The sequence below is a fragment of the Pseudomonas sp. NPDC088414 genome (genome assembly GCF_044753325.1).
Taxonomy (GTDB): domain Bacteria; phylum Pseudomonadota; class Gammaproteobacteria; order Pseudomonadales; family Pseudomonadaceae; genus Aquipseudomonas.
Genome location: NZ_JBIVMY010000008.1, coordinates 152,097 through 170,852 on the forward strand (window position 1 = coordinate 152,097; position 18,756 = coordinate 170,852).

General features: G+C 60.3%; 18 protein-coding genes and 1 pseudogene. 12 read left to right on the plus strand and 7 right to left on the minus strand.

Annotation, left to right across the window (positions count from 1 at the left end; translation table 11 throughout):
• Positions 1–122: 122 nt before the first annotated feature.
• Positions 123–1,433: an NAD(P)/FAD-dependent oxidoreductase gene (locus ACIP8I_RS10905; RefSeq protein WP_400760938.1), complete on the plus strand. Its 1,311-nt coding sequence runs from the start codon at positions 123–125 to the stop codon at positions 1,431–1,433.
• A gap of 117 nt (positions 1,434–1,550) precedes the next feature.
• On the opposite strand, the gene ACIP8I_RS10910 is transcribed toward ACIP8I_RS10905, so the two are convergent.
• Positions 1,551–1,796, minus strand: coding sequence for a DUF1127 domain-containing protein (locus ACIP8I_RS10910; protein WP_123585857.1), 246 nt, complete (start codon positions 1,794–1,796; stop codon positions 1,551–1,553).
• Between the two features lie 179 nt (positions 1,797–1,975).
• Between ACIP8I_RS10910 and ACIP8I_RS10915 the strand changes: the two genes are divergently transcribed.
• Positions 1,976–3,397, plus strand: coding sequence for a PLP-dependent aminotransferase family protein (locus ACIP8I_RS10915; protein ID WP_400760940.1), 1,422 nt, complete (start codon positions 1,976–1,978; stop codon positions 3,395–3,397).
• Between the two features lie 60 nt (positions 3,398–3,457).
• Complete coding sequence (locus ACIP8I_RS10920) at positions 3,458–5,026, plus strand: phospholipase D family protein (RefSeq protein WP_400760942.1); 1,569 nt, start codon at positions 3,458–3,460, stop codon at positions 5,024–5,026.
• 86 nt (positions 5,027–5,112) lie between these two features.
• Here the strand turns inward: ACIP8I_RS10920 and ACIP8I_RS10925 are convergent, their stop codons facing one another.
• Both ACIP8I_RS10925 and ACIP8I_RS10930 read right to left on the minus strand, forming a co-directional pair.
• Complete coding sequence (locus ACIP8I_RS10925; protein WP_400760945.1) at positions 5,113–6,255, minus strand: MFS transporter; 1,143 nt, start codon at positions 6,253–6,255, stop codon at positions 5,113–5,115.
• 244 nt (positions 6,256–6,499) lie between these two features.
• A complete protein-coding gene (locus ACIP8I_RS10930; protein WP_053125023.1) occupies positions 6,500–7,993 on the minus strand; it encodes an aldehyde dehydrogenase in 1,494 nt (497 codons plus the stop codon).
• Positions 7,994–8,227: 234 nt separating this feature from the next.
• On the opposite strand from ACIP8I_RS10930, the gene ACIP8I_RS10935 reads away from it, so the two are divergent.
• On the plus strand, positions 8,228–8,590 hold the full coding sequence (locus ACIP8I_RS10935; RefSeq protein WP_007962371.1) for a cupin domain-containing protein: 363 nt from the start codon (positions 8,228–8,230) through the stop codon (positions 8,588–8,590).
• Positions 8,591–8,797: 207 nt separating this feature from the next.
• Here ACIP8I_RS10935 and rpmG read toward each other — a convergent pair whose 3' ends face one another.
• Together rpmG and rpmB are read right to left on the minus strand one after the other, a co-directional pair.
• The gene (gene rpmG, locus ACIP8I_RS10940; protein WP_003177274.1) at positions 8,798–8,953 is read right to left on the minus strand and encodes a 50S ribosomal protein L33; all 156 of its coding nucleotides are present in this window, start codon (positions 8,951–8,953) and stop codon (positions 8,798–8,800) included.
• Positions 8,954–8,964: 11 nt separating this feature from the next.
• Positions 8,965–9,198 carry a 50S ribosomal protein L28 gene (gene rpmB, locus ACIP8I_RS10945; RefSeq protein ID WP_003229474.1) on the minus strand — a complete coding sequence of 78 codons (234 nt, stop codon included), beginning with the start codon at positions 9,196–9,198 and terminating at the stop codon, positions 8,965–8,967.
• Between the two features lie 445 nt (positions 9,199–9,643).
• On the opposite strand from rpmB, the gene ACIP8I_RS10950 reads away from it, so the two are divergent.
• Positions 9,644–11,230, plus strand: a complete 1,587-nt coding sequence (locus ACIP8I_RS10950) for an ABC transporter substrate-binding protein (protein ID WP_367082051.1) — start codon at positions 9,644–9,646, stop codon at positions 11,228–11,230.
• Between the two features lie 139 nt (positions 11,231–11,369).
• Here the strand turns inward: ACIP8I_RS10950 and radC are convergent, their stop codons facing one another.
• The gene (gene radC / locus ACIP8I_RS10955; protein WP_367082053.1) at positions 11,370–12,044 is read right to left on the minus strand and encodes a DNA repair protein RadC; all 675 of its coding nucleotides are present in this window, start codon (positions 12,042–12,044) and stop codon (positions 11,370–11,372) included.
• Positions 12,045–12,179: 135 nt separating this feature from the next.
• Here radC and coaBC point away from each other — a divergent pair, with 135 nt between their 5' ends.
• From coaBC to ACIP8I_RS10990, 7 genes and pseudogenes are all read left to right on the plus strand, one after another.
• Positions 12,180–13,388, plus strand: coding sequence for a bifunctional phosphopantothenoylcysteine decarboxylase/phosphopantothenate--cysteine ligase CoaBC (gene coaBC, locus ACIP8I_RS10960; protein ID WP_003229480.1), 1,209 nt, complete (start codon positions 12,180–12,182; stop codon positions 13,386–13,388).
• Positions 13,389–13,393: 5 nt separating this feature from the next.
• On the plus strand, positions 13,394–13,849 hold the full coding sequence (dut, locus tag ACIP8I_RS10965; protein ID WP_003229483.1) for a dUTP diphosphatase: 456 nt from the start codon (positions 13,394–13,396) through the stop codon (positions 13,847–13,849).
• Between the two features lie 330 nt (positions 13,850–14,179).
• Positions 14,180–15,556, plus strand: a pseudogene (locus tag ACIP8I_RS10970) (phosphomannomutase/phosphoglucomutase); the annotation flags it as partial.
• Between the two features lie 17 nt (positions 15,557–15,573).
• Positions 15,574–16,479 carry an acetylglutamate kinase gene (gene argB / locus ACIP8I_RS10975; protein WP_007962366.1) on the plus strand — a complete coding sequence of 302 codons (906 nt, stop codon included), beginning with the start codon at positions 15,574–15,576 and terminating at the stop codon, positions 16,477–16,479.
• Positions 16,480–16,682: 203 nt separating this feature from the next.
• Positions 16,683–16,895, plus strand: a complete 213-nt coding sequence (locus tag ACIP8I_RS10980) for a hypothetical protein (RefSeq protein WP_226500785.1) — start codon at positions 16,683–16,685, stop codon at positions 16,893–16,895.
• A gap of 16 nt (positions 16,896–16,911) precedes the next feature.
• On the plus strand, positions 16,912–17,484 hold the full coding sequence (locus tag ACIP8I_RS10985; RefSeq protein ID WP_400760951.1) for a hypothetical protein: 573 nt from the start codon (positions 16,912–16,914) through the stop codon (positions 17,482–17,484).
• On the plus strand, positions 17,471–17,854 hold the full coding sequence (locus ACIP8I_RS10990) for a hypothetical protein (protein ID WP_400760953.1): 384 nt from the start codon (positions 17,471–17,473) through the stop codon (positions 17,852–17,854). Before ACIP8I_RS10985 ends, ACIP8I_RS10990 begins: the two co-directional genes overlap by 14 nt.
• 169 nt (positions 17,855–18,023) lie before the next feature.
• Here the strand turns inward: ACIP8I_RS10990 and pyrE are convergent, their stop codons facing one another.
• Complete coding sequence (gene pyrE, locus ACIP8I_RS10995; protein ID WP_008078597.1) at positions 18,024–18,668, minus strand: orotate phosphoribosyltransferase; 645 nt, start codon at positions 18,666–18,668, stop codon at positions 18,024–18,026.
• Positions 18,669–18,756: the final 88 nt, after the last annotated feature.

Below are 18,756 nucleotides of genomic sequence, written 5' to 3' on the forward strand. Positions count from 1 at the left end.
GCGGCAATTGTGCCGCAAACGCCGTGATCCAGACAGCAATGGCCGACCAGTGTTGCCCGTCTTCGGGCGTGCGGCTTATGCTCCGTCAAATTTTCTCGACACTCAGCCGTTGGACGATGCCCATGAATGCCCGCGCCCGAACCTTCGCGAGCCAACCCCACGTTGCCTCTTACTATGCCGCCAGCAGCCTGCCACAGCCTGACCATCCGGTGCTGCAAGGCGAAGTGATTGCCGACGTGTGCGTGGTCGGCGGTGGCTTCTCGGGGTTGAACACCGCGCTGGAACTGGCTGAACGCGGCCTCAGCGTGGTATTGCTGGAAGCGCACCGCATCGGCTGGGGCGCCAGCGGCCGTAACGGCGGACAGTTGATTCGCGGGGTCGGTCACGGCCTCGATCAGTTCGCCAACATTATCGGTGCCGACGGCGTGCGCCAGATGAAACTGATGGGCCTGGAAGCGGTGGAAATCGTCCGCCGGCGCGTCGAGCGTTTCCAGATCCAGTGCGATCTGACTTGGGGCTACTGCGATCTCGCCAACAAGCCTGCCGATCTCGAAGGCTTTGCCGAAGACGCCGAAGAGCTGCGCAGTCTTGGCTATCGCTACGAAACCCGTCTGCTCCAGGCCAACGAGATGCACACCGTGGTCGGCTCCAAGCGTTATGTCGGCGGCTTGATCGACATGGGTTCCGGGCATTTGCATCCGCTGAATCTGGCGCTGGGTGAAGCCGCTGCTGCGCAACAAATGGGCGTCAAACTGTTTGAACAGTCGGCCGTCACCCGCATCGACTACGGCCCCGAGATTCGCGTACACACTGCTCAAGGTTCAGTGCGGGCGAAAACCCTGGTGCTGGGCTGCAACGCTTATCTCAACGGTCTCAACCCGCAACTGAGCGGCAAAGTACTGCCCGCCGGCAGTTACATCATCGCGACCGAACCGCTTTCCGCAGAACTGGCGCATAGCCTGCTGCCGCAAAACATGGCAGTCTGCGACCAGCGCGTGGCGCTGGATTACTACCGGCTCTCGGCCGATCGACGTCTGCTGTTCGGCGGCGCGTGTCATTACTCGGGGCGCGATCCGAAAGACATCGGCGCCTACATGCAGCCGAAGATGCTCGAAGTGTTCCCGCAGCTGGCAGGCGTGAAGATCGACTATCAATGGGGCGGGATGATCGGCATCGGCGCCAACCGTCTGCCGCAGATTGGCCGTCTCGCTGATCAGCCGAACGTGTATTACGCCCAGGCCTATTCCGGGCACGGCGTGAATGCCACGCACCTGGCGGGCAAACTGCTGGCCGAGGCGATCAGCGGGCAACACAGCGGCGGGTTCGATCTGTTTGCCAAGGTGCCGCACATCACCTTCCCCGGCGGCAAGCATCTGCGCTCGCCGTTGCTGGCGTTGGGGATGTTGTGGCATCGGCTCAAAGAGCTGGTCTGAAAAACGCTGCCCTTGTAGGAGCTGCCGCAGGCTGCGATCTTTTGATTTTGTTTTTGAAGATCAAAAGATCGCAGCCTGCGGCAGCTCCTACAGAGGGAATGCATTTCCAAAATCAGGTTACAGCCGCCAGAACGGTTTCAACCCCTCCTCCTGCGCCTGCTCCCGGGTCAACCCGACGTCCTTGAGCTGCTCCGGCGTCAGGTTCAACAGCGCCTTGCGCGTGTGCAGACGATGCCAGAACAGGCCCCAGCGACTCAGGCCGGACGGCGCGTTGCGCATGGCGCTATTCCATGCACTGTCCTCCTGCCCTGCCGCCAGTTCCTGACTGTGTAACGTCAGCCGCACATCGCTCAAGCCGTTCATTTTTGTCGCTCCTGTTTACTTGGGTAGCCAGAGATTCCATGATGCGCGGGACGGCAAAAACATTACAGATTCAAAGCATCTGTATTAACTCCATACAGATTTGCCGTTTCTGCGTCTGAATCACCGATTTCTGTCGCATCTGTACTGGTTTAACGAATCACCTGCATCGAGGCAGTGCCATGACCCTGTATGTGAATCTCGCCGAACTGCTCGGCACCCGCATCGAACAAGGCTTCTACCGTCCTGGCGATCGCCTGCCGTCGGTGCGCGCCTTGAGCGTAGAACACGGGGTCAGCCTGAGCACGGTGCAGCAGGCTTATCGCATGCTTGAAGACAGTGGTCTGGCGACACCGAAGCCCAAGTCCGGCTATTTCGTGCCGGTGGGCCGCGAGCTGCCGGAGCTGCCTGCGGTCGGGCGTCCGGCGCAGCGGCCGGTGGAGATTTCGCAGTGGGATCAGGTGCTGGAGCTGATTCGCGCGGTGCCGCGCAAGGACGTGGTGCAACTGGGTCGCGGCATGCCCGACGTGACCACGCCCACCCTGAAACCGCTGCTGCGCGGACTGGCGCGGATCAGCCGCCGCCAGGACATGCCCGGTCTGTATTACGACAACATCCACGGCACCCTCGAACTGCGCGAACAGATCGCCCGACTGATGCTCGATTCCGGCTGCCAGTTGAGCGCCAGCGACCTGGTGATCACCACCGGTTGTCACGAAGCGCTGTCCACCAGCATCCACGCGATCTGCGAGCCGGGCGACATCGTCGCGGTGGATTCGCCGAGCTTTCATGGCGCCATGCAGACGCTCAAAGGGCTGGGCATGAAAGCCCTGGAAATCCCCACCGATCCATTGACCGGCATCAGCCTCGAAGCGCTGGAACTGGCGCTGGAGCAGTGGCCGATCAAGGTCATCCAGATCACGCCCAACTGCAACAACCCGCTCGGCTACATCATGCCGGAGTCGCGCAAACGCGCCCTGCTCAACCTTGCGCAACGCTACGACGTGGCGATCATCGAAGACGATGTGTATGGCGAACTGGCCTACACCTACCCACGTCCGCGCACGATCAAATCCTTCGACGAGGACGGCCGCGTATTGCTGTGCAGTTCGTTTTCCAAAACCCTGGCGCCAGGACTGCGCATTGGTTGGGTCGCGCCGGGACGGTATCTGGAACGGGTGCTGCACATGAAATACATCAGCACCGGCTCCACCGCGCCACAGCCACAAATTGCCATTGCCGAATTTCTCAAGGGTGGCTACTTCGAACCACACTTGCGGCGGATGCGCACTCAATATCAGCGCAATCGCGACGTCATGATCGACTGGGTCACCCGCTACTTCCCGGCCGGCACTCGCGCCAGCCGTCCACAGGGCAGCTTCATGCTCTGGGTCGAATTGCCGGAAGGTTTCGATACGCTGAAACTCAATCGTGCGTTGCATGACCAAGGCGTACAGATTGCCGTGGGCAGCATCTTTTCCGCCTCGGGCAAGTACCGCAATTGCCTGCGAATGAACTACGCTGCCAAACCGACACCGCAGATCGAAGAAGCGGTGCGCAAGGTCGGCGCAGCAGCAATCAGATTGCTGGCCGAAACCGACTGACCTTTTTCCAGTGATCAGCGTCCATATGCCGACCTTTGCAGCCGACCGGAACGTTCCTACGTGAGCTTCAGACAGCCCCTACTCGCTTTGCTGATGTTCGCCTCGCTCCTGAGCGGCTGCGCCAGCCTTGATGTACCCCGTGAGCCGAGCCAGGCCTTGCCGGCGGCGAAGTCCAGCTTCGGCCGCTCTATCCAGGCCCAGGCCGCGCCCTATCAGGGCCGTTCCGGCTTCCGCTTGCTGTCCAACAGCACCGAGGCGTTCACCGCTCGCGCCGAGCTGATCCGCAATGCACAAACCAGCCTCGACTTGCAGTACTACATCGTCCACGACGGCGTCAGCACGCGGATGCTGGTGGAGGAACTGCTCAAGGCCGCCGACCGTGGCGTGCGCGTACGCATCCTGCTCGACGACACCACCAGCGATGGTCTGGACACGATCATCGCCACGCTGGCGGCGCACCCACAGATCCAGATTCGCCTGTTCAATCCGCTGCACCTGGGCCGCAGCACTGGCGTGACCCGCGCCGCCGGACGCCTGTTCAATCTGTCGCTGCAACACCGGCGCATGCACAACAAGTTGTGGCTGGCGGACAACAGCGTGGCGATCGTCGGCGGACGCAATCTGGGCGACGAATATTTCGATGCCGAGCCGAACCTTAATTTCACCGACATCGACATGCTCAGCGTGGGACCTGTGGCCGAGCAGCTCGGGCACAGTTTCGACCAGTACTGGAACAGCGCGCTGAGCAAGCCGATCGACGAATTCCTCTCCAGCCAGCCGAGCGCCAAGGACCTGCAGAACACCCGCACGCGCCTGGAAGAGTCGCTGAAGGAAACCCGCAAACAGAACCATGCGCTGTATCAGCAGTTGATGACGTTCAAGACCGCGCCACGCATGGATATCTGGCGCAAAGAGCTGATCTGGGCCTGGAACCAGGCGCTATGGGACGCGCCGAGCAAGGTGCTGGCCAAGGACGAGCCGGATCCGCAACTGCTGCTGACCACGCAACTGGCGCCGGAGCTGCGCGGCGTCAGCAAAGAGCTGATCATGATTTCGGCGTACTTCGTGCCCGGCCAGCCGGGGCTGGTGTACCTGACCGGGCGTGCCGATGCCGGGGTCTCGGTGAACCTGCTGACCAACTCACTGGAAGCCACCGATGTGCCGGCGGTACACGGTGGTTATGCGCCGTATCGCAAGGCGCTGCTGGAGCACGGGGTAAAACTGTATGAGCTGCGCCGTCAGCCTGGGGATAACTATGGCAGCGGCCCGCATCTGTTCTACAGCAAGTCGTTTCGTGGTTCGGATTCCAGTCTGCACAGCAAGGCGATGATTTTCGACCGGCAAAAAGCATTCATCGGCTCGTTCAATTTCGACCCGCGCTCGGTGTTGTGGAACACCGAAGTCGGGGTTCTGGTGGACAGCCCGGAACTGGCCGAACATGTGCGCGAACTGGCGCTGCAAGGCATGGCGCCGGCCCTGAGTTATCAGGCGAAACTGCAGGATGGCAAGATCGTCTGGTTGACCGAGGACAACGGCCAGTTGCACACGCTGAGCAAGGAACCGGGGAGTTGGTGGCGGCGCTTCAATGCGTGGTTCAGCACCACTGTCGGTCTTGAGCGGATGCTTTAAAAAGCAAAAGATCGCAGCCTGCGGCAGCTCCTACAGGGAAAACGCATTCCAGTGTAGGAGCTGCCGCAGGCTGCGATCTTTTGACCTTAAGCCGTTTGCGCCGCCCCGAATGCACCTTGGCGCATCAGCAGAATCACCAATCCAAACGCCCCCGCCGCCATCAACAACGGCAACGCATGCCCGCTGATCCACTGACTGCCCGCCCCCGCCAGCAAAGGCCCGATCAGACAACCCACACCCCACAGCTGCGCAATGTGCGCATTGGCCCGCACCAGCGCATCGTCGCGATAACGCTCGCCGATCAGGATCAGCGACAGAGTGAACAAGCCACCGGCACTGGCCCCGAACAACACCCACAACGGCCAGATCAGCAGCGTGTCGATCAACAGCGGAATCGCCAGGCTCGACAGCATCAGGATCACTGCGCATCCGGTGAACAACGTGCGGCGCGACAGGTAATCCGCCAGCGCACCGATCGGCAGTTGCAGCAGCGCGTCACCGACCACCACCGTGCTGACCATCGCCAGCGCAATCTCGGCGGTGAAGCCCTGCTGCAGGCAATACACCGGCAACAGCGTGAGGATCATCGCCTCGAACGCGGCGAACAGTGACACCGCCCAGGCAATCGCTGGCAGCTCGCGGGCAAACCCCCACAGATCGCTGAACGTCACACTGCTGGCTTCACTGCTCGGCGCACCGCTGCGGCCCATCAACAGCAAAGGTGAAACCGTCAGCAACCCGACACCGACCCAGAATCCATAATCATGCTCAGTACCCAGCACACCCAGCAGCAGCGGACCAGACAGTTGGCTCAATGCATAACTGCTGCCATACAGAGCGACCAGGCGCCCGCGCCAGTTCTCCACTACCAACTGGTTGATCCAGCTCTCGCCGAGGATGAATACGATGGTCAGAATCACCCCGATCATCAGGCGCAGCACCAGCCATACCGGATAACTCGGCAACAGCGCCAGCAAGCCGATCGACAACGCCCCGGCCCACAGGCACAGGCGCATGAGGTTGGCGGTGCCGAAACGTGCCGCCAGATGACTGGAAATCTTCGCCCCCAGCAACACGCCAATGGCCGGCATCGCCGCCATCACACCGATGGCAAAAGAACCGTAACCCCAGCCCTCCAGGCGCAACGACACCAGCGGCATGCTGACCCCCAGGGCCAGACCGACACTCAAGACAGACGCCAACACGGCGAAATACGTCGCCCAACGCATGGTCCACGCTCCTGTGGATATTTTTATGTGCGCCACAAAACCAAATGTGGGAGCAAACCCTGTAGTGAGGGGATTCATCCCCGACAGGTCGCGCAGCGACCTCAAAACCTGCACCATCAAATGCAATGGTTTTGCGACTGCTTCGCAGCCGATCGGGGATAAATCCCCTCACCACAGAGACTTGCTCCCACAGGGGATCTCTGTATGTCCGGGAGCCTGACCGAGTCAGGCTCCTTTCAATGGCTTACAGCTTGATCCACGTCGCCTTCAGCTCGGTGTACTTGTCGAACGCGTGCAGCGACTTGTCGCGACCGTTGCCCGACTGCTTGAAGCCGCCGAACGGCGCGGTCATGTCACCGCCGTCGTACTGGTTGACCCACACGCTGCCGGCGCGCAGCGCTTTGGCCGTCAGGTGCGCCTTGGAAATGTCCTGAGTCCAGACCGCAGCGGCCAGGCCATACGGCGTGTCGTTGGCGATCTGGATCGCTTCTTCGGCGGTATCGAAGGCGATGACCGACAGCACCGGGCCGAAGATCTCTTCCTGGGCGATCTTCATCGCGTTGCTCACGCCGTCGAAAATCGTCGGCTCGACGTAAGTGCCACCGGTTTCCTGAAGGATGCGCTTGCCGCCCGCCACCAGTTTGGCGCCGTCGGTGTGACCGGATTCGATGTACGACAGCACGGTGTTCATCTGCTGGGTATCGACCAGCGCACCGACGTTGGTCGCCGGATCCAGCGGGTTGCCCGGCTTCCAGGTTTTCAGCGCCTCGATCACCATCGGCAGGAATTTGTCCTTGATCGAACGCTCGACCAGCAGACGCGAACCGGCGGTGCACACTTCGCCCTGGTTGAAGGCGATGGCGCTGGCGGCGGATTCGGCAGCGGCTTGCAGGTCCGGCGCATCGGCGAAGACGATGTTCGGGCTCTTGCCGCCGGCTTCCAGCCACACGCGCTTCATGTTCGATTCGCCGGAGTAGATCATCAGCTGCTTGGCGATCTTGGTCGAACCGGTGAACACCAGCGTGTCGACGTCATTGTGCAGCGCCAGCGCCTTGCCAACGGTGTGGCCGTAGCCCGGCAGCACGTTGAGCACGCCTTTCGGAATGCCGGCCTCAACGGCCAGCGCAGCGATGCGGATCGCGGTCAGCGGGGATTTTTCCGACGGCTTGAGGATCACCGAGTTACCGGTCGACAGCGCCGGGCCGAGTTTCCAGCAGGCCATCATCAGCGGGAAGTTCCACGGCACGATGGCACCGACCACGCCCACCGGCTCGCGGGTCACCAGACCCAGTTGATCGTGCGGCGTGGCGGCGACTTCGTCGTAGATCTTGTCGATCGCCTCACCGCTCCAGCTCAGCGCTTGCGCCGCGCCCGGGACGTCGATGTACAGCGAGTCGCTGATCGGCTTGCCCATGTCGAGGGTTTCGAGCAGCGCCAGTTCTTCAGCGTGCTGCTTGAGCAGGCTGGCGAAACGAATCATGGTGGCTTTGCGCTTGGTCGGCGCCAGGCGCGACCAGACGCCGGAATTGAAGGTGGCGCGGGCGTTTTCCACGGCGCGCTGGGCGTCGGCGGCGTCACAGCTGGCGATCTTGCCCAGCAGACGGCCATCGACCGGGCTGATGCACTCGAAGGTTTCGCCGGAGACGGCGTCGGTGTATTCACCGTTGAGGTAGGCGCGGCCTTCGATCTTCAGGTCGCGAGCACGTTGTTCCCAGTCGGCACGAGTCAGGGTGGTCATTCGAGTGTCCTCCTCTTGTTGAATAGAGCGCCGCGTTCTGCGCGGTCGTCTTCAGGAATGCTGCCCGGCCAGCCTGCTTTTCGGCCCAGGGCACCCGCCACCCTAAACCAGCGGCCGGGGTTGTTTCAATATATTTGACATAAGCGCGCCATACGCCCTTGCGGTGTTCATTTTAATAAACATAGACTTTGGCCCTTTCAAGCCACCGCGCCGTCATCACGGGAGAAAACAACAATGAACATCCAGAACGTCGTCGATATCAGCCTGACCAGCAGCGAAGCCGAACGCTATCGCCCCGACCCGGCCAAAGTGCTCAAGGGCGACCCAGAGCAAGCGGTGTTCAACCAGTACGACAGCCCTTGTGGGCAAATGGGTGTTGGCGTGTGGGAAGGCGCGGTCGGGCAGTGGACGGTGAACTACACCGAACATGAATATTGCGAAATCCTGCAGGGGGTTTCGGTGCTGCGCGACGGCGATGGTAATGCCAAGACCTTACGTGTTGGCGACCGCTTCGTGATTCCGGCCGGTTTCCGTGGCACTTGGGAAGTGTTGGAGGCTTGCCGCAAGATCTATGTGATCTTTGAACAGAAGGCTTGAGGATTTTCGCTGACTGATCCGGCCCTATCGCTGGCAAGCCAGCTCCCACAGGTTTTGTGGTGAAAACAAATTTTGTGCATACCGACGATCATTGTGGGAGCTGGCTTGCCAGCGATGAGGCTCGGCCGGATACCGCAGAAATCCGAGGCAACAAAAAAGGCCCGTATCGTGAGATACGGGCCTTTTTCGTAAGTCGGGAAAAATCAATTACTTGATTTTGCCTTCCTTGTAGATCACGTGCTTGCGAACAACCGGATCATATTTCTTGATCTCGATTTTGTCCGGAGTAGTACGCTTGTTCTTGTCGGTAGTGTAGAAGTGACCAGTACCGGCGCTCGAGATCAAACGAATCAATTCACGCATGATTAGCTCCCTTAAATCTTGCCATCGCGGCGAAGTTCGGCGAGCACGACACTGATGCCACGCTTGTCGATGATGCGCATGCCTTTGGCAGATACGCGCAGACGCACAAAACGTTTCTCTTCTTCAACCCAGAAGCGGTGATGCTGCAGGTTCGGCAGGAAACGACGACGGGTTTTGTTGTTTGCGTGGGAAATGTTATTCCCGGTTACCGGACCCTTACCGGTAACTTGACATACTCTCGACATGCCTCAGCCCTCTAAAACCACATGCCCAACCCGGCATGGGTTGGCCGCTTAATCTCTCAGTCATTTGGCGCCAGGCGCCGCGTTTCTTTAGAGGTCTTACCGGCTACACCTACAGTGAAGGAACCGGGCCCCTAGAAAAGAGCGCTGCTTTATACCAGAAAGACCGGGGTGCAACAACAATGGATGTGCAATCAACCGGCAAAAAGGCGCATTTTCCACCTGCGGACGCTTTGGATAAAGGCTGAGGCGAGTTTTGACCACTCGTCGCAGAAAACCGCCCTTACCGACGTTTCTGACTTTTCGCAGTGCGTCGCGGTCAGAAAAATGCCACTGACCTGCCCCAAAAATACAAAAAGGGGATAGTCATTTGCAATCCAGCCCTCTAGGGTAACCCTTTTCCAGACTGCACCTGCAGATGGCCTTCGATCTGTAAAGGAAGCCGACCATGCGCCTCGCTGCCCTACCCCTGTTGCTCGCCCCGCTTCTGCTGAGCCCCCTGGCCCAGGCCGCCGCCCTGAGCGTCTGCACCGAGGCCAGCCCCGAAGGGTTCGACGTGGTGCAATACAACTCGCTGACCACCACCAACGCTTCGGCCGACGTGCTGATGAACCGCCTGGTGGACTTCGACACCGCCAGCGGCAAAGTCGTGCCGAGCCTGGCCGATAGCTGGGAAGTCAGCCCCGACGGTCTGAGTTACGTGTTCAAACTGCACCCGCAGGTGAAGTTTCACAGCACTGACTATTTCAAACCAAGCCGTACGCTGACCGCTGAAGACGTCAAATTCAGCTTCGACCGCATGCTCGATCCGGCCAACCCATGGCACAAAGTCGCGCAAAGCGGCTTCCCGCACGCTCAATCCATGCAGTTGCCGGCGCTGATCAAGAAGATCGACGCGCTCGACCCGCTGACCGTGCGCTTTACCCTCGACCACCCGGATTCGACGTTCCTCGCGACCCTGAGCATGGGTTTCGCCTCCATCTATTCCGCCGAATATGCGGACAAGCTGCTCAAGGCCGATGCGACCGACAAGCTCAACAGCCAGCCGATCGGCACCGGTCCGTTTGTGTTCACGCGCTTCCAGAAAGACGCCTCGGTGCGCTACCGGGCCAACCCGGACTACTTTGGCGGCAAGCCGGCGGTCGATCCGCTGATCTTCGCCATCACCCCGGATGCCAACGTGCGCCTGCAAAAGCTGCGGCGCAACGAGTGCCAGATCGCTCTGTCGCCAAAACCGCTGGACGTGAAGGCTGCGCAGGAAGAGCCGACGCTGAAAGTAGAAAAGACTGACGCGTTCATGACCGCTTTCGTCGGCATCAACAGCCAGCACCCACCGTTGGACAAACCGGAAGTCCGCCAGGCGATCAACCTCGCTTTCGACAAGGCCAACTACGTCAAAGCCGTGTTCGAAGATACCGCCGAACCCGCCAACGGCCCTTACCCGCCGAACACCTGGAGCTACGCGAAGAACCTGCCGGGCTATCCGCACGACGTGGCCAAAGCCAAGGCGTTGCTGGCCAAGGCCGGACTCAAGGACGGCTTCCAGACCACCATCTGGACCCGCCCGTCCGGCAGTCTGCTTAACCCGAATCCGAGTCTGGGCGCGCAATTGCTGCAATCGGATCTGGCGGAAATCGGCATTCAGGCGGAAATCCGCGTGATCGAGTGGGGCGAACTGATCCGCCGCGCCAAGGCTGGCGAGCATGACCTGCTGTTCATGGGCTGGGCCGGCGACAACGGCGACCCGGACAACTTCCTCACGCCGCAGTTTTCCTGCGCGGCGGTCAAGTCCGGCACCAACTTCGCCCGCTACTGCAATGCCGATCTGGACAAGCTGATCAGCGCCGGCAAGACCACCAGCGAACAGGGCGTGCGCACCAAGCTGTACGAACAGGCGCAGGCGCAGATTCAGCAGCAGGCGCTGTGGCTGCCGTTGGCGCACCCGACAGCCTATGCGCTGACGCGCAAGGATGTGCAGGGTTACTCGGTGAGCCCGTTTGGCCGCCAGGACTACTCCAAGGTCAACCTGAAATAACCCACGTTACTGTGGGAAAAACCTCTGTGGCGAGGGAGCTTGCTCCCGCTTGAGTGCGCAGCGCTCACAAGCTTTTCAGGGCCGCTGCGCAGCCCGGCGGGAGCAAGCTCCCTCGCCACATAGAGTGCACTTCTGCGTTTTACATCCAGCCGCACTCCGCCATCGACAACGGCTCACCGTCGCCGATGATGAAGTGATCCAGCACCCGCACATCAATCAGGTCCAGCGCTTTCTGCAAGCGCTTGGTCAGCTGTCGATCCGCCTGGCTCGGATCGCTGTTCCCCGACGGGTGGTTGTGACAGAGAATCACCGCCGCCGCGTTGTTGGCCAATGCGCGTTTCACCACTTCCCGAGGATGTACGCTGGTGTTGTCGATCGAGCCGCGAAACAGCGCCTCGAACGTCAGCACTTGATGCTTGGAGTCGAGAAACAGGCAGCCAAATACCTCGTGTGGCTCGTGGCGCAGCATGGATTTCAGGTAATCGCGAACGGCTTTCGGGTTTTCCAGCGCCGTTTTTTCGCGTGAACGCTCGGCCAGGTGCCGCCTGTTCATTTCCTGAGCGGCCTGCAACTGGGCAAATTTTGCAGGCCCCAGGCCCAACTCTCTGCTGAATGCTTCCAGATCGGCCTCAAGCAGCAAACGTAGACTGCCAAACTGATTCAACAGATGTCGCGCCAGATCTACTGCGCTTTTTCCCGCCACTCCAGTGCGCAAAAATATTGCCAGCAACTCGGCGTCCGAAAGACTCGCCGAACCTTGTTCCAATAACCGTTCCCGCGGCCGTTCCGCCGCAGGCCAATCGCGAATACTCATACACATTCCTTGTCTGTGGGCGCCGCTGTTCCGTAGCGGTCGCTGTGATATCGTAGCCCATCTTTTTTGCGGGCGAATTCACCCTGGGGAGGGGGTTTCGCCACGTATGTCACCCACGAAATGAAAGGCAGACCTATGCAGCGGCTGTATCGGAAACGCATCGTTCTGGGCGTCGGCGGCGGCATTGCGGCCTACAAGAGCGCCGATCTGGTTCGTCGCCTGATCGACCAGGGCGCCGAAGTGCGCGTGGTCATGACCCATGGCGGCGCCGAGTTCATCACCCCGCTGACCATGCAAGCGCTGTCCGGGCACCCGGTTCACCTCGACTTGCTCGACCCGGCCGCCGAAGCGGCCATGGGCCACATCGAGCTGGCCAAGTGGGCCGATCTGGTTTTGATCGCCCCCGCCACCGCCGACCTGATCGCCCGTCTGGCCCAAGGCATTGCCAACGATTTGCTGACCACCCTGGTGCTGGCCACCGACGCCGTGGTGGCGGTCGCGCCGGCCATGAATCAGGCGATGTGGCGCGATCCGGCAACCCAGGCCAACCTGCAACTTCTGGAAAGCCGTGGCCTGAAGACCTTCGGCCCGGCCTCCGGCAGTCAGGCCTGTGGCGACGTCGGCATGGGCCGGATGATGGAAGCCACCGATCTGGCGCAGTGCGCGGCGGATTGCTTCCAGCGTCAGGCGCTGACCGGCAAGCACGTGGTGATCACCGCTGGCCCGACTCAGGAAAACATCGACCCGGTGCGCTACATCACCAACCACAGCTCCGGAAAAATGGGCTTCGCCCTCGCTGAAGCCGCGGTGGAAGCCGGCGCCCGCGTCACGCTGATCAGCGGCCCGGTGCACCTGCCGACGCCGGATCGCGTCACGCGCATCGACGTGGTCAGTGCCCGCGACATGCTCGCAGCGTGCGAATCTGCGATCCCGTGCGATGTGTTCATCGCCTCGGCAGCAGTGGCGGACTACCGCCCGGAAGTCGTTGCCCCGCAAAAACTCAAGAAAGACCCTACAAGCGGCGACGGCTTCGTCCTGCAAATGGTGCGCAACCCGGACATCCTGGCCACCATCGCGACCCGCCCCGACCGTCCGTTCAGTGTCGGCTTTGCCGCCGAGACCGAACATTTGCTCGACTACGCTGCACGCAAGCTGAAAGACAAGAATCTCGATCTGATCGTCGCCAACGACGTCGCCAACCCGAGCATCGGTTTCAACAGCGAAGAAAACGCCTGCAGCGTGATCGACCGTGAGCTTCACGCCACTGTTTTCGCCCAGACCAGCAAGAGCAAGATCGCTCGCCAACTGGTCACTTTTATCGCCGAACGTCTGAACCAGGTTTAATTTACATGCACGCTTTGCAAGCCAAGATCCTCGACCCACGCATCGGCACTGAATTCCCGCTGCCGCAATACGCCACCCCGGGCTCCGCCGGCCTCGACCTGCGCGCCATGCTGGAACAGGACATCGTGATCAAGCCGGGTGAAACCGTACTGATCCCTACCGGTCTGTCGGTGTACATCGGCGACCCGAACCTCGCCGCACTGATCCTGCCGCGCTCGGGCATGGGCCACAAGCACGGCATCGTGCTGGGCAACCTCGTCGGCCTGATCGACTCGGATTACCAGGGCCCGCTGATGGTGTCGTGCTGGAACCGTGGTCAGAGCGACTTCACCATGACCGTCGGCGAGCGTCTGGCGCAGCTGGTGCTGGTACCGGTGGTGCAGGCGCATTTCGAAATGGTTGAAGAGTTCGTCGAAACCGAGCGCGGCGCGGGCGGATTTGGCCATACCGGCACCAAATAAACGGATATACATCATTGTGGCGAGGGAGCTTGCTCCCGCTGGGCTGCGCAGCAGACCCAAAATCTTGTGGGCGCTGCGCACCCAAGCGGGAGCAAGCTCCCTCGCCACAAAAAATGCGCTACATCGGCAGCAGGTTTTAACACCGTAAATCAAGGTTTTGCCGGCCACAAGCCACGCCAGCCGAGGCGTCATGGCCCTTTCACACCACGAACTCTCTGTGGAAAACGCCGTCATACCCTTCAGTTTGAGCCTGCCGCCGAGTGAATCGTCGGTGTGTCCCGCCACTTTCGAGATGGAGCATTTGTGCAGATGAGCACCCCCGCCAAGATCGCCCCGAAGCTTCCTGACAGCATCTTCCGCGCCTATGACATTCGCGGCACCGTGCCGGAATTCCTCAATGCCGAAACCGCCTACTGGATCGGCCGCGCTATCGGCTCACAGAGCCTGGCCCAGGGCGAACCGAACGTTTCCGTCGGTCGCGACGGCCGCCTGTCCGGCCCGGAGCTGGTTGCAGAACTGATCCGCGGTATTGCCGAAAGCGGCTGCCACGTCAGCGACGTCGGCCTGGTCCCGACGCCTGCGCTGTATTACGCGGCGAACGTATTGGCCGGCAAATCCGGGGTAATGCTCACCGGCAGCCATAACCCGTCGAACTACAACGGCTTCAAGATCGTGATCGCCGGCGACACCCTCGCCAACGAGCAGATTCAGGTGCTGCACGAGCGCATCAAGACCAACGACCTGACCAGCGGTCAGGGCAGCGTGACTCAGGTCGAAATCCTCGACCGCTACACCACCGAAATCATCCGGGACGTCAAACTGGCCCGACGCCTGAAAGTCGTGGTCGACTGCGGCAACGGCGCGGCCGGCGTGATTGCCCCGCAACTGATCGAGGCGCTGAACTGCGAAGTCATTCCGCTGTTCTGCGAAGTCGACGGCAACTTCCCCAACCATCACCCGGACCCGGGCAAGCCCGAGAACCTCGTCGACCTGATCGCCAAGGTCAAGGAAACCAACGCCGACCTCGGCCTGGCGTTCGACGGCGATGGCGACCGCGTCGGCGTAGTGACCAATACCGGCAGCATTGTCTACCCGGATCGCCTGCTGATGCTGTTTGCCCGCGACGTGGTGGCGCGCAACCCGGACGCGGAAATCATCTTCGACGTCAAATGCACCCGCCGCCTGGTGCCGCTGATCAAGGAATACGGTGGTCGCCCGCTAATGTGGAAGACTGGCCATTCGTTGATCAAAAAGAAAATGAAACAATCCGGTGCTCTATTGGCCGGTGAGATGAGCGGGCACATCTTCTTCAAGGAGCGCTGGTTCGGTTTCGACGACGGTATTTACAGCGCCGCACGGTTGCTGGAGATCCTCAGCCAGGAAAAATCCACCGCCGAAGAGCTGTTTGCGACCTTCCCGAACGATATTTCTACGCCGGAAATCAATATCCATGTGACCGAAGAGAGCAAATTCAGCATCATTGATGCACTGCACGACGCACAGTGGGGCGCAGGCGCCGACCTGACCACCATCGACGGCGTGCGAGTCGATTACGCCAAAGGCTGGGGCCTGGTGCGCGCGTCCAACACCACACCGGTGCTGGTGCTGCGTTTCGAGGCCGATGACGAGGCAGAACTTGCGCGTATCAAGGCTGTGTTCCACGCCCAACTGAAACGCGTCGCACCTGATCTCCAACTACCGTTCTGATTCACCCGGAGCCCTGAATGACCCTCGAACGCGAAGCCGCCGCCCACACCGCCCAGGTCCTGTCCGAAGCGTTGCCTTACATCCGACGTTATGTCGGCAAGACCCTGGTGATCAAATACGGCGGCAACGCGATGGAAAGCGAGGAGCTGAAAACCGGCTTCGCCCGCGACATCGTCTTGATGAAGGCCGTGGGCATCAACCCGGTGGTGGTTCACGGTGGCGGCCCGCAGATCGGTGATCTGCTCAAGCGTCTGTCAATCGAAAGCCACTTCGTCGACGGCATGCGCGTCACCGACGCCGCGACCATGGACGTGGTGGAAATGGTCCTCGGTGGTCAGGTCAACAAAAGCATCGTCAACCTGATCAACCGTCACGGCGGCAGCGCCATCGGCCTGACCGGTAAAGACGCCGGGCTGATTCGGGCGAAGAAACTGACCGTCACCCGTCAGACCCCGGAGATGACCCAGCCGGAAATCATCGACATCGGTCAGGTCGGTGAAGTGGTCGGGATCAACACCGAACTGCTGAACCTGCTGGTCAAAGGCAACTTCATCCCGGTGATTGCGCCGATCGGCGTGGGTGAGAACGGCGAGTCGTACAACATCAACGCCGACCTGGTGGCCGGCAAGGTCGCTGAAGCGCTGAAAGCCGAGAAGCTGATGCTGCTGACCAACATCGCCGGCCTGATGGACAAGTCCGGCACCGTGTTGACCGGCCTGAGCACCCAGCAGGTCGACGACCTGATCGCCGACGGCACCATCTACGGCGGCATGCTGCCAAAGATCCGCTGCGCACTGGAAGCGGTTCAGGGCGGCGTTGGCAGCTCGCTGATCATCGATGGCCGCGTACCCAATGCGATCCTGCTGGAAATCTTTACCGACACCGGTGTGGGCACGCTGATCAGCAATCGCAAGCGTCACTGATAGCTGAAACGCAAAAGATCGCAGCCTGCGGCAGCTCCTGCAAAAGCAAATTTCGTTTGTATGAAATTTCTCTAGGAGCTGACGAAGTCTGCGATCTTTTTTACGCCTGCAAGAAGCGTCTGACTCCACTCAGCGAAACGTCCGACATCTCCTAAGAACAAATCGCCCTAGGATCTTCCCTGAACCCACAGGAGATCTTCCCCATGCAAAAAGACCACGTACCGTACGGCAGCGATGTTTCCGCAGGCACCTATGAATGTGCAGACTGCGGACGCGAGTATTCCAACCAGTCGAAAACTTCACTGCCGCCCTGCCCTGACTACCAACCCAGCACCCATGTGCTCAATGGCTGGAACATCCTGACGGGCCAGGGCGACGCTGCTGCCGATCCGTATCCGGGCCAGTCTTCCAAATAACCAAGGGAGACGAGCCATGCAGATATCTTTCAATATCGACGCGGACGCTTTCGAGCAGGAACAAAAGGAACCGGTCAAGAAGACCCTGCGTATCGGCGACGCGGAAATTGCCAACGCCCTTCAGCGCATCGCCAAGGCCAGTCTGACCGAATACCTGAAAATGCTGGTCGAGGGCGGAATGCCCAGCCGGGCCGATGAGGCCAAGCAGGATCGCCTGCTGTACCTGATTCAAAGCTACTTCGGACAGACTCTACCGACGGAATCGCAAATCTCGACGATCTTTCAGCTGACTCAAAGCCAAAGCAAGACCCTGCTGAAAAACACCGTGTCGCGCTTTCGCAATCAGCTCGACGACATCCTGCAGCACAGCATGCGTGCGGTCGTCGCCTCTGCGGAGCACGCGAAAGATGTCTATCTGGTGGTCATCAGTTCGGACGTGATTCGCGATGAGCTGAACATGCTGATCACGCAAAACGAACCAACGTTCAAACCTATCATCAAGCGCAAAGGCAGCGCCGGACAGTTCGAGATCAGCGAGGACTCTCACGATCTGTTGTGCACAACGCTGGGGCTCAATGCCGTTCAGTGACATCGTCGCGGTCAGCGGCTTGCTGCTGACCCTGACCACTTTTCTGTTCAACCTGGCCTGGCCGACGCTCAGTGAAGCGTTGGCACTGGATGAATATCAATTCGGCCCACAGAACCGCAGGCGCAGTCGAGAGAAAGTATGGAAGGCGTTTTATTCGCGAGCGCTGCCGCTGACGTGCGCGTTTACGGTGCTGTTTTACGTCAACTTGCCGGCTGCGGTGCGGATAATTCGCAGCAGCACGCTGGATCTGTGGGATTTTGATGTTGATCGCACGTTGTATGTGATGGTGGTGCTGGCGTTGCTGGCGTTTGCGCTGATCAACATAGAGTTGACCCTTAAACTGCTGAAAAAATGGCGAAAGCTGCGTTAAACCTCAAACAAAAGACCCCGTTCAGCCTGACTGAACGGGGTCTTCCACTGTAAATCACTTGTGGCGAGGGAGCTTGCTCCCGCTGGGCTGCGAAGCGGCCCCAAAATATTGTGAGCGCTGCCGCACTCAAGCGGGAGCAAGCTCCCTCGCCACAAAAGCGCCTAGGCCATCAGACGCCGAACTGGGCGCGGTACGCTTCCACGGCGGGCAGATGCTGCTTGAGCTGCGGATCGTCGGCGAGGAATTCCAGCACCTGGTTCAGCGAAACGATGCTGATCACCGGAATACCGAAATCACGCTCGACTTCCTGGATCGCCGACAACTCACCGTTGCCACGCTCCTGACGGTTCAGGGCGATCAGCACGCCGGCGGCCTTGGCGCCGTCCTGAGAAGCGATGATCTGCATCACTTCGCGGATCGCGGTGCCAGCGGTGATCACGTCGTCGATGATCAGCACGTCACCGGTCAGTGGAGCGCCGACCAGGCTGCCGCCTTCGCCGTGAGCCTTGGCTTCTTTGCGGTTGAAGCACCACGGCAGGTCACGGTCGTGATGTTCAGCCAGCGCGACAGCGGTAGTGGCTGCCAGCGGGATGCCTTTGTAGGCCGGGCCAAACAATACGTCGAAAGGAATGCCGCTTTCGGCGATGGCTGCCGCGTAGAAACGCCCCAGCTGCGCCAGGGCCGAACCCGAGTTGAACAGGCCGGCATTGAAGAAGTAAGGACTGGTGCGCCCGGACTTCAGGGTGAACTCACCGAAGCGCAAAACGCCGCGATCGATGGCAAAACGAATGAAATCGCGCTGATACGCTTGCATGAAAAAAACCCCACGGATTTAGCTAATTAGCTTGACGCCGTGTATCATACACGCACGCGATTTTTGGGGCCATTTATGCGGATCATCA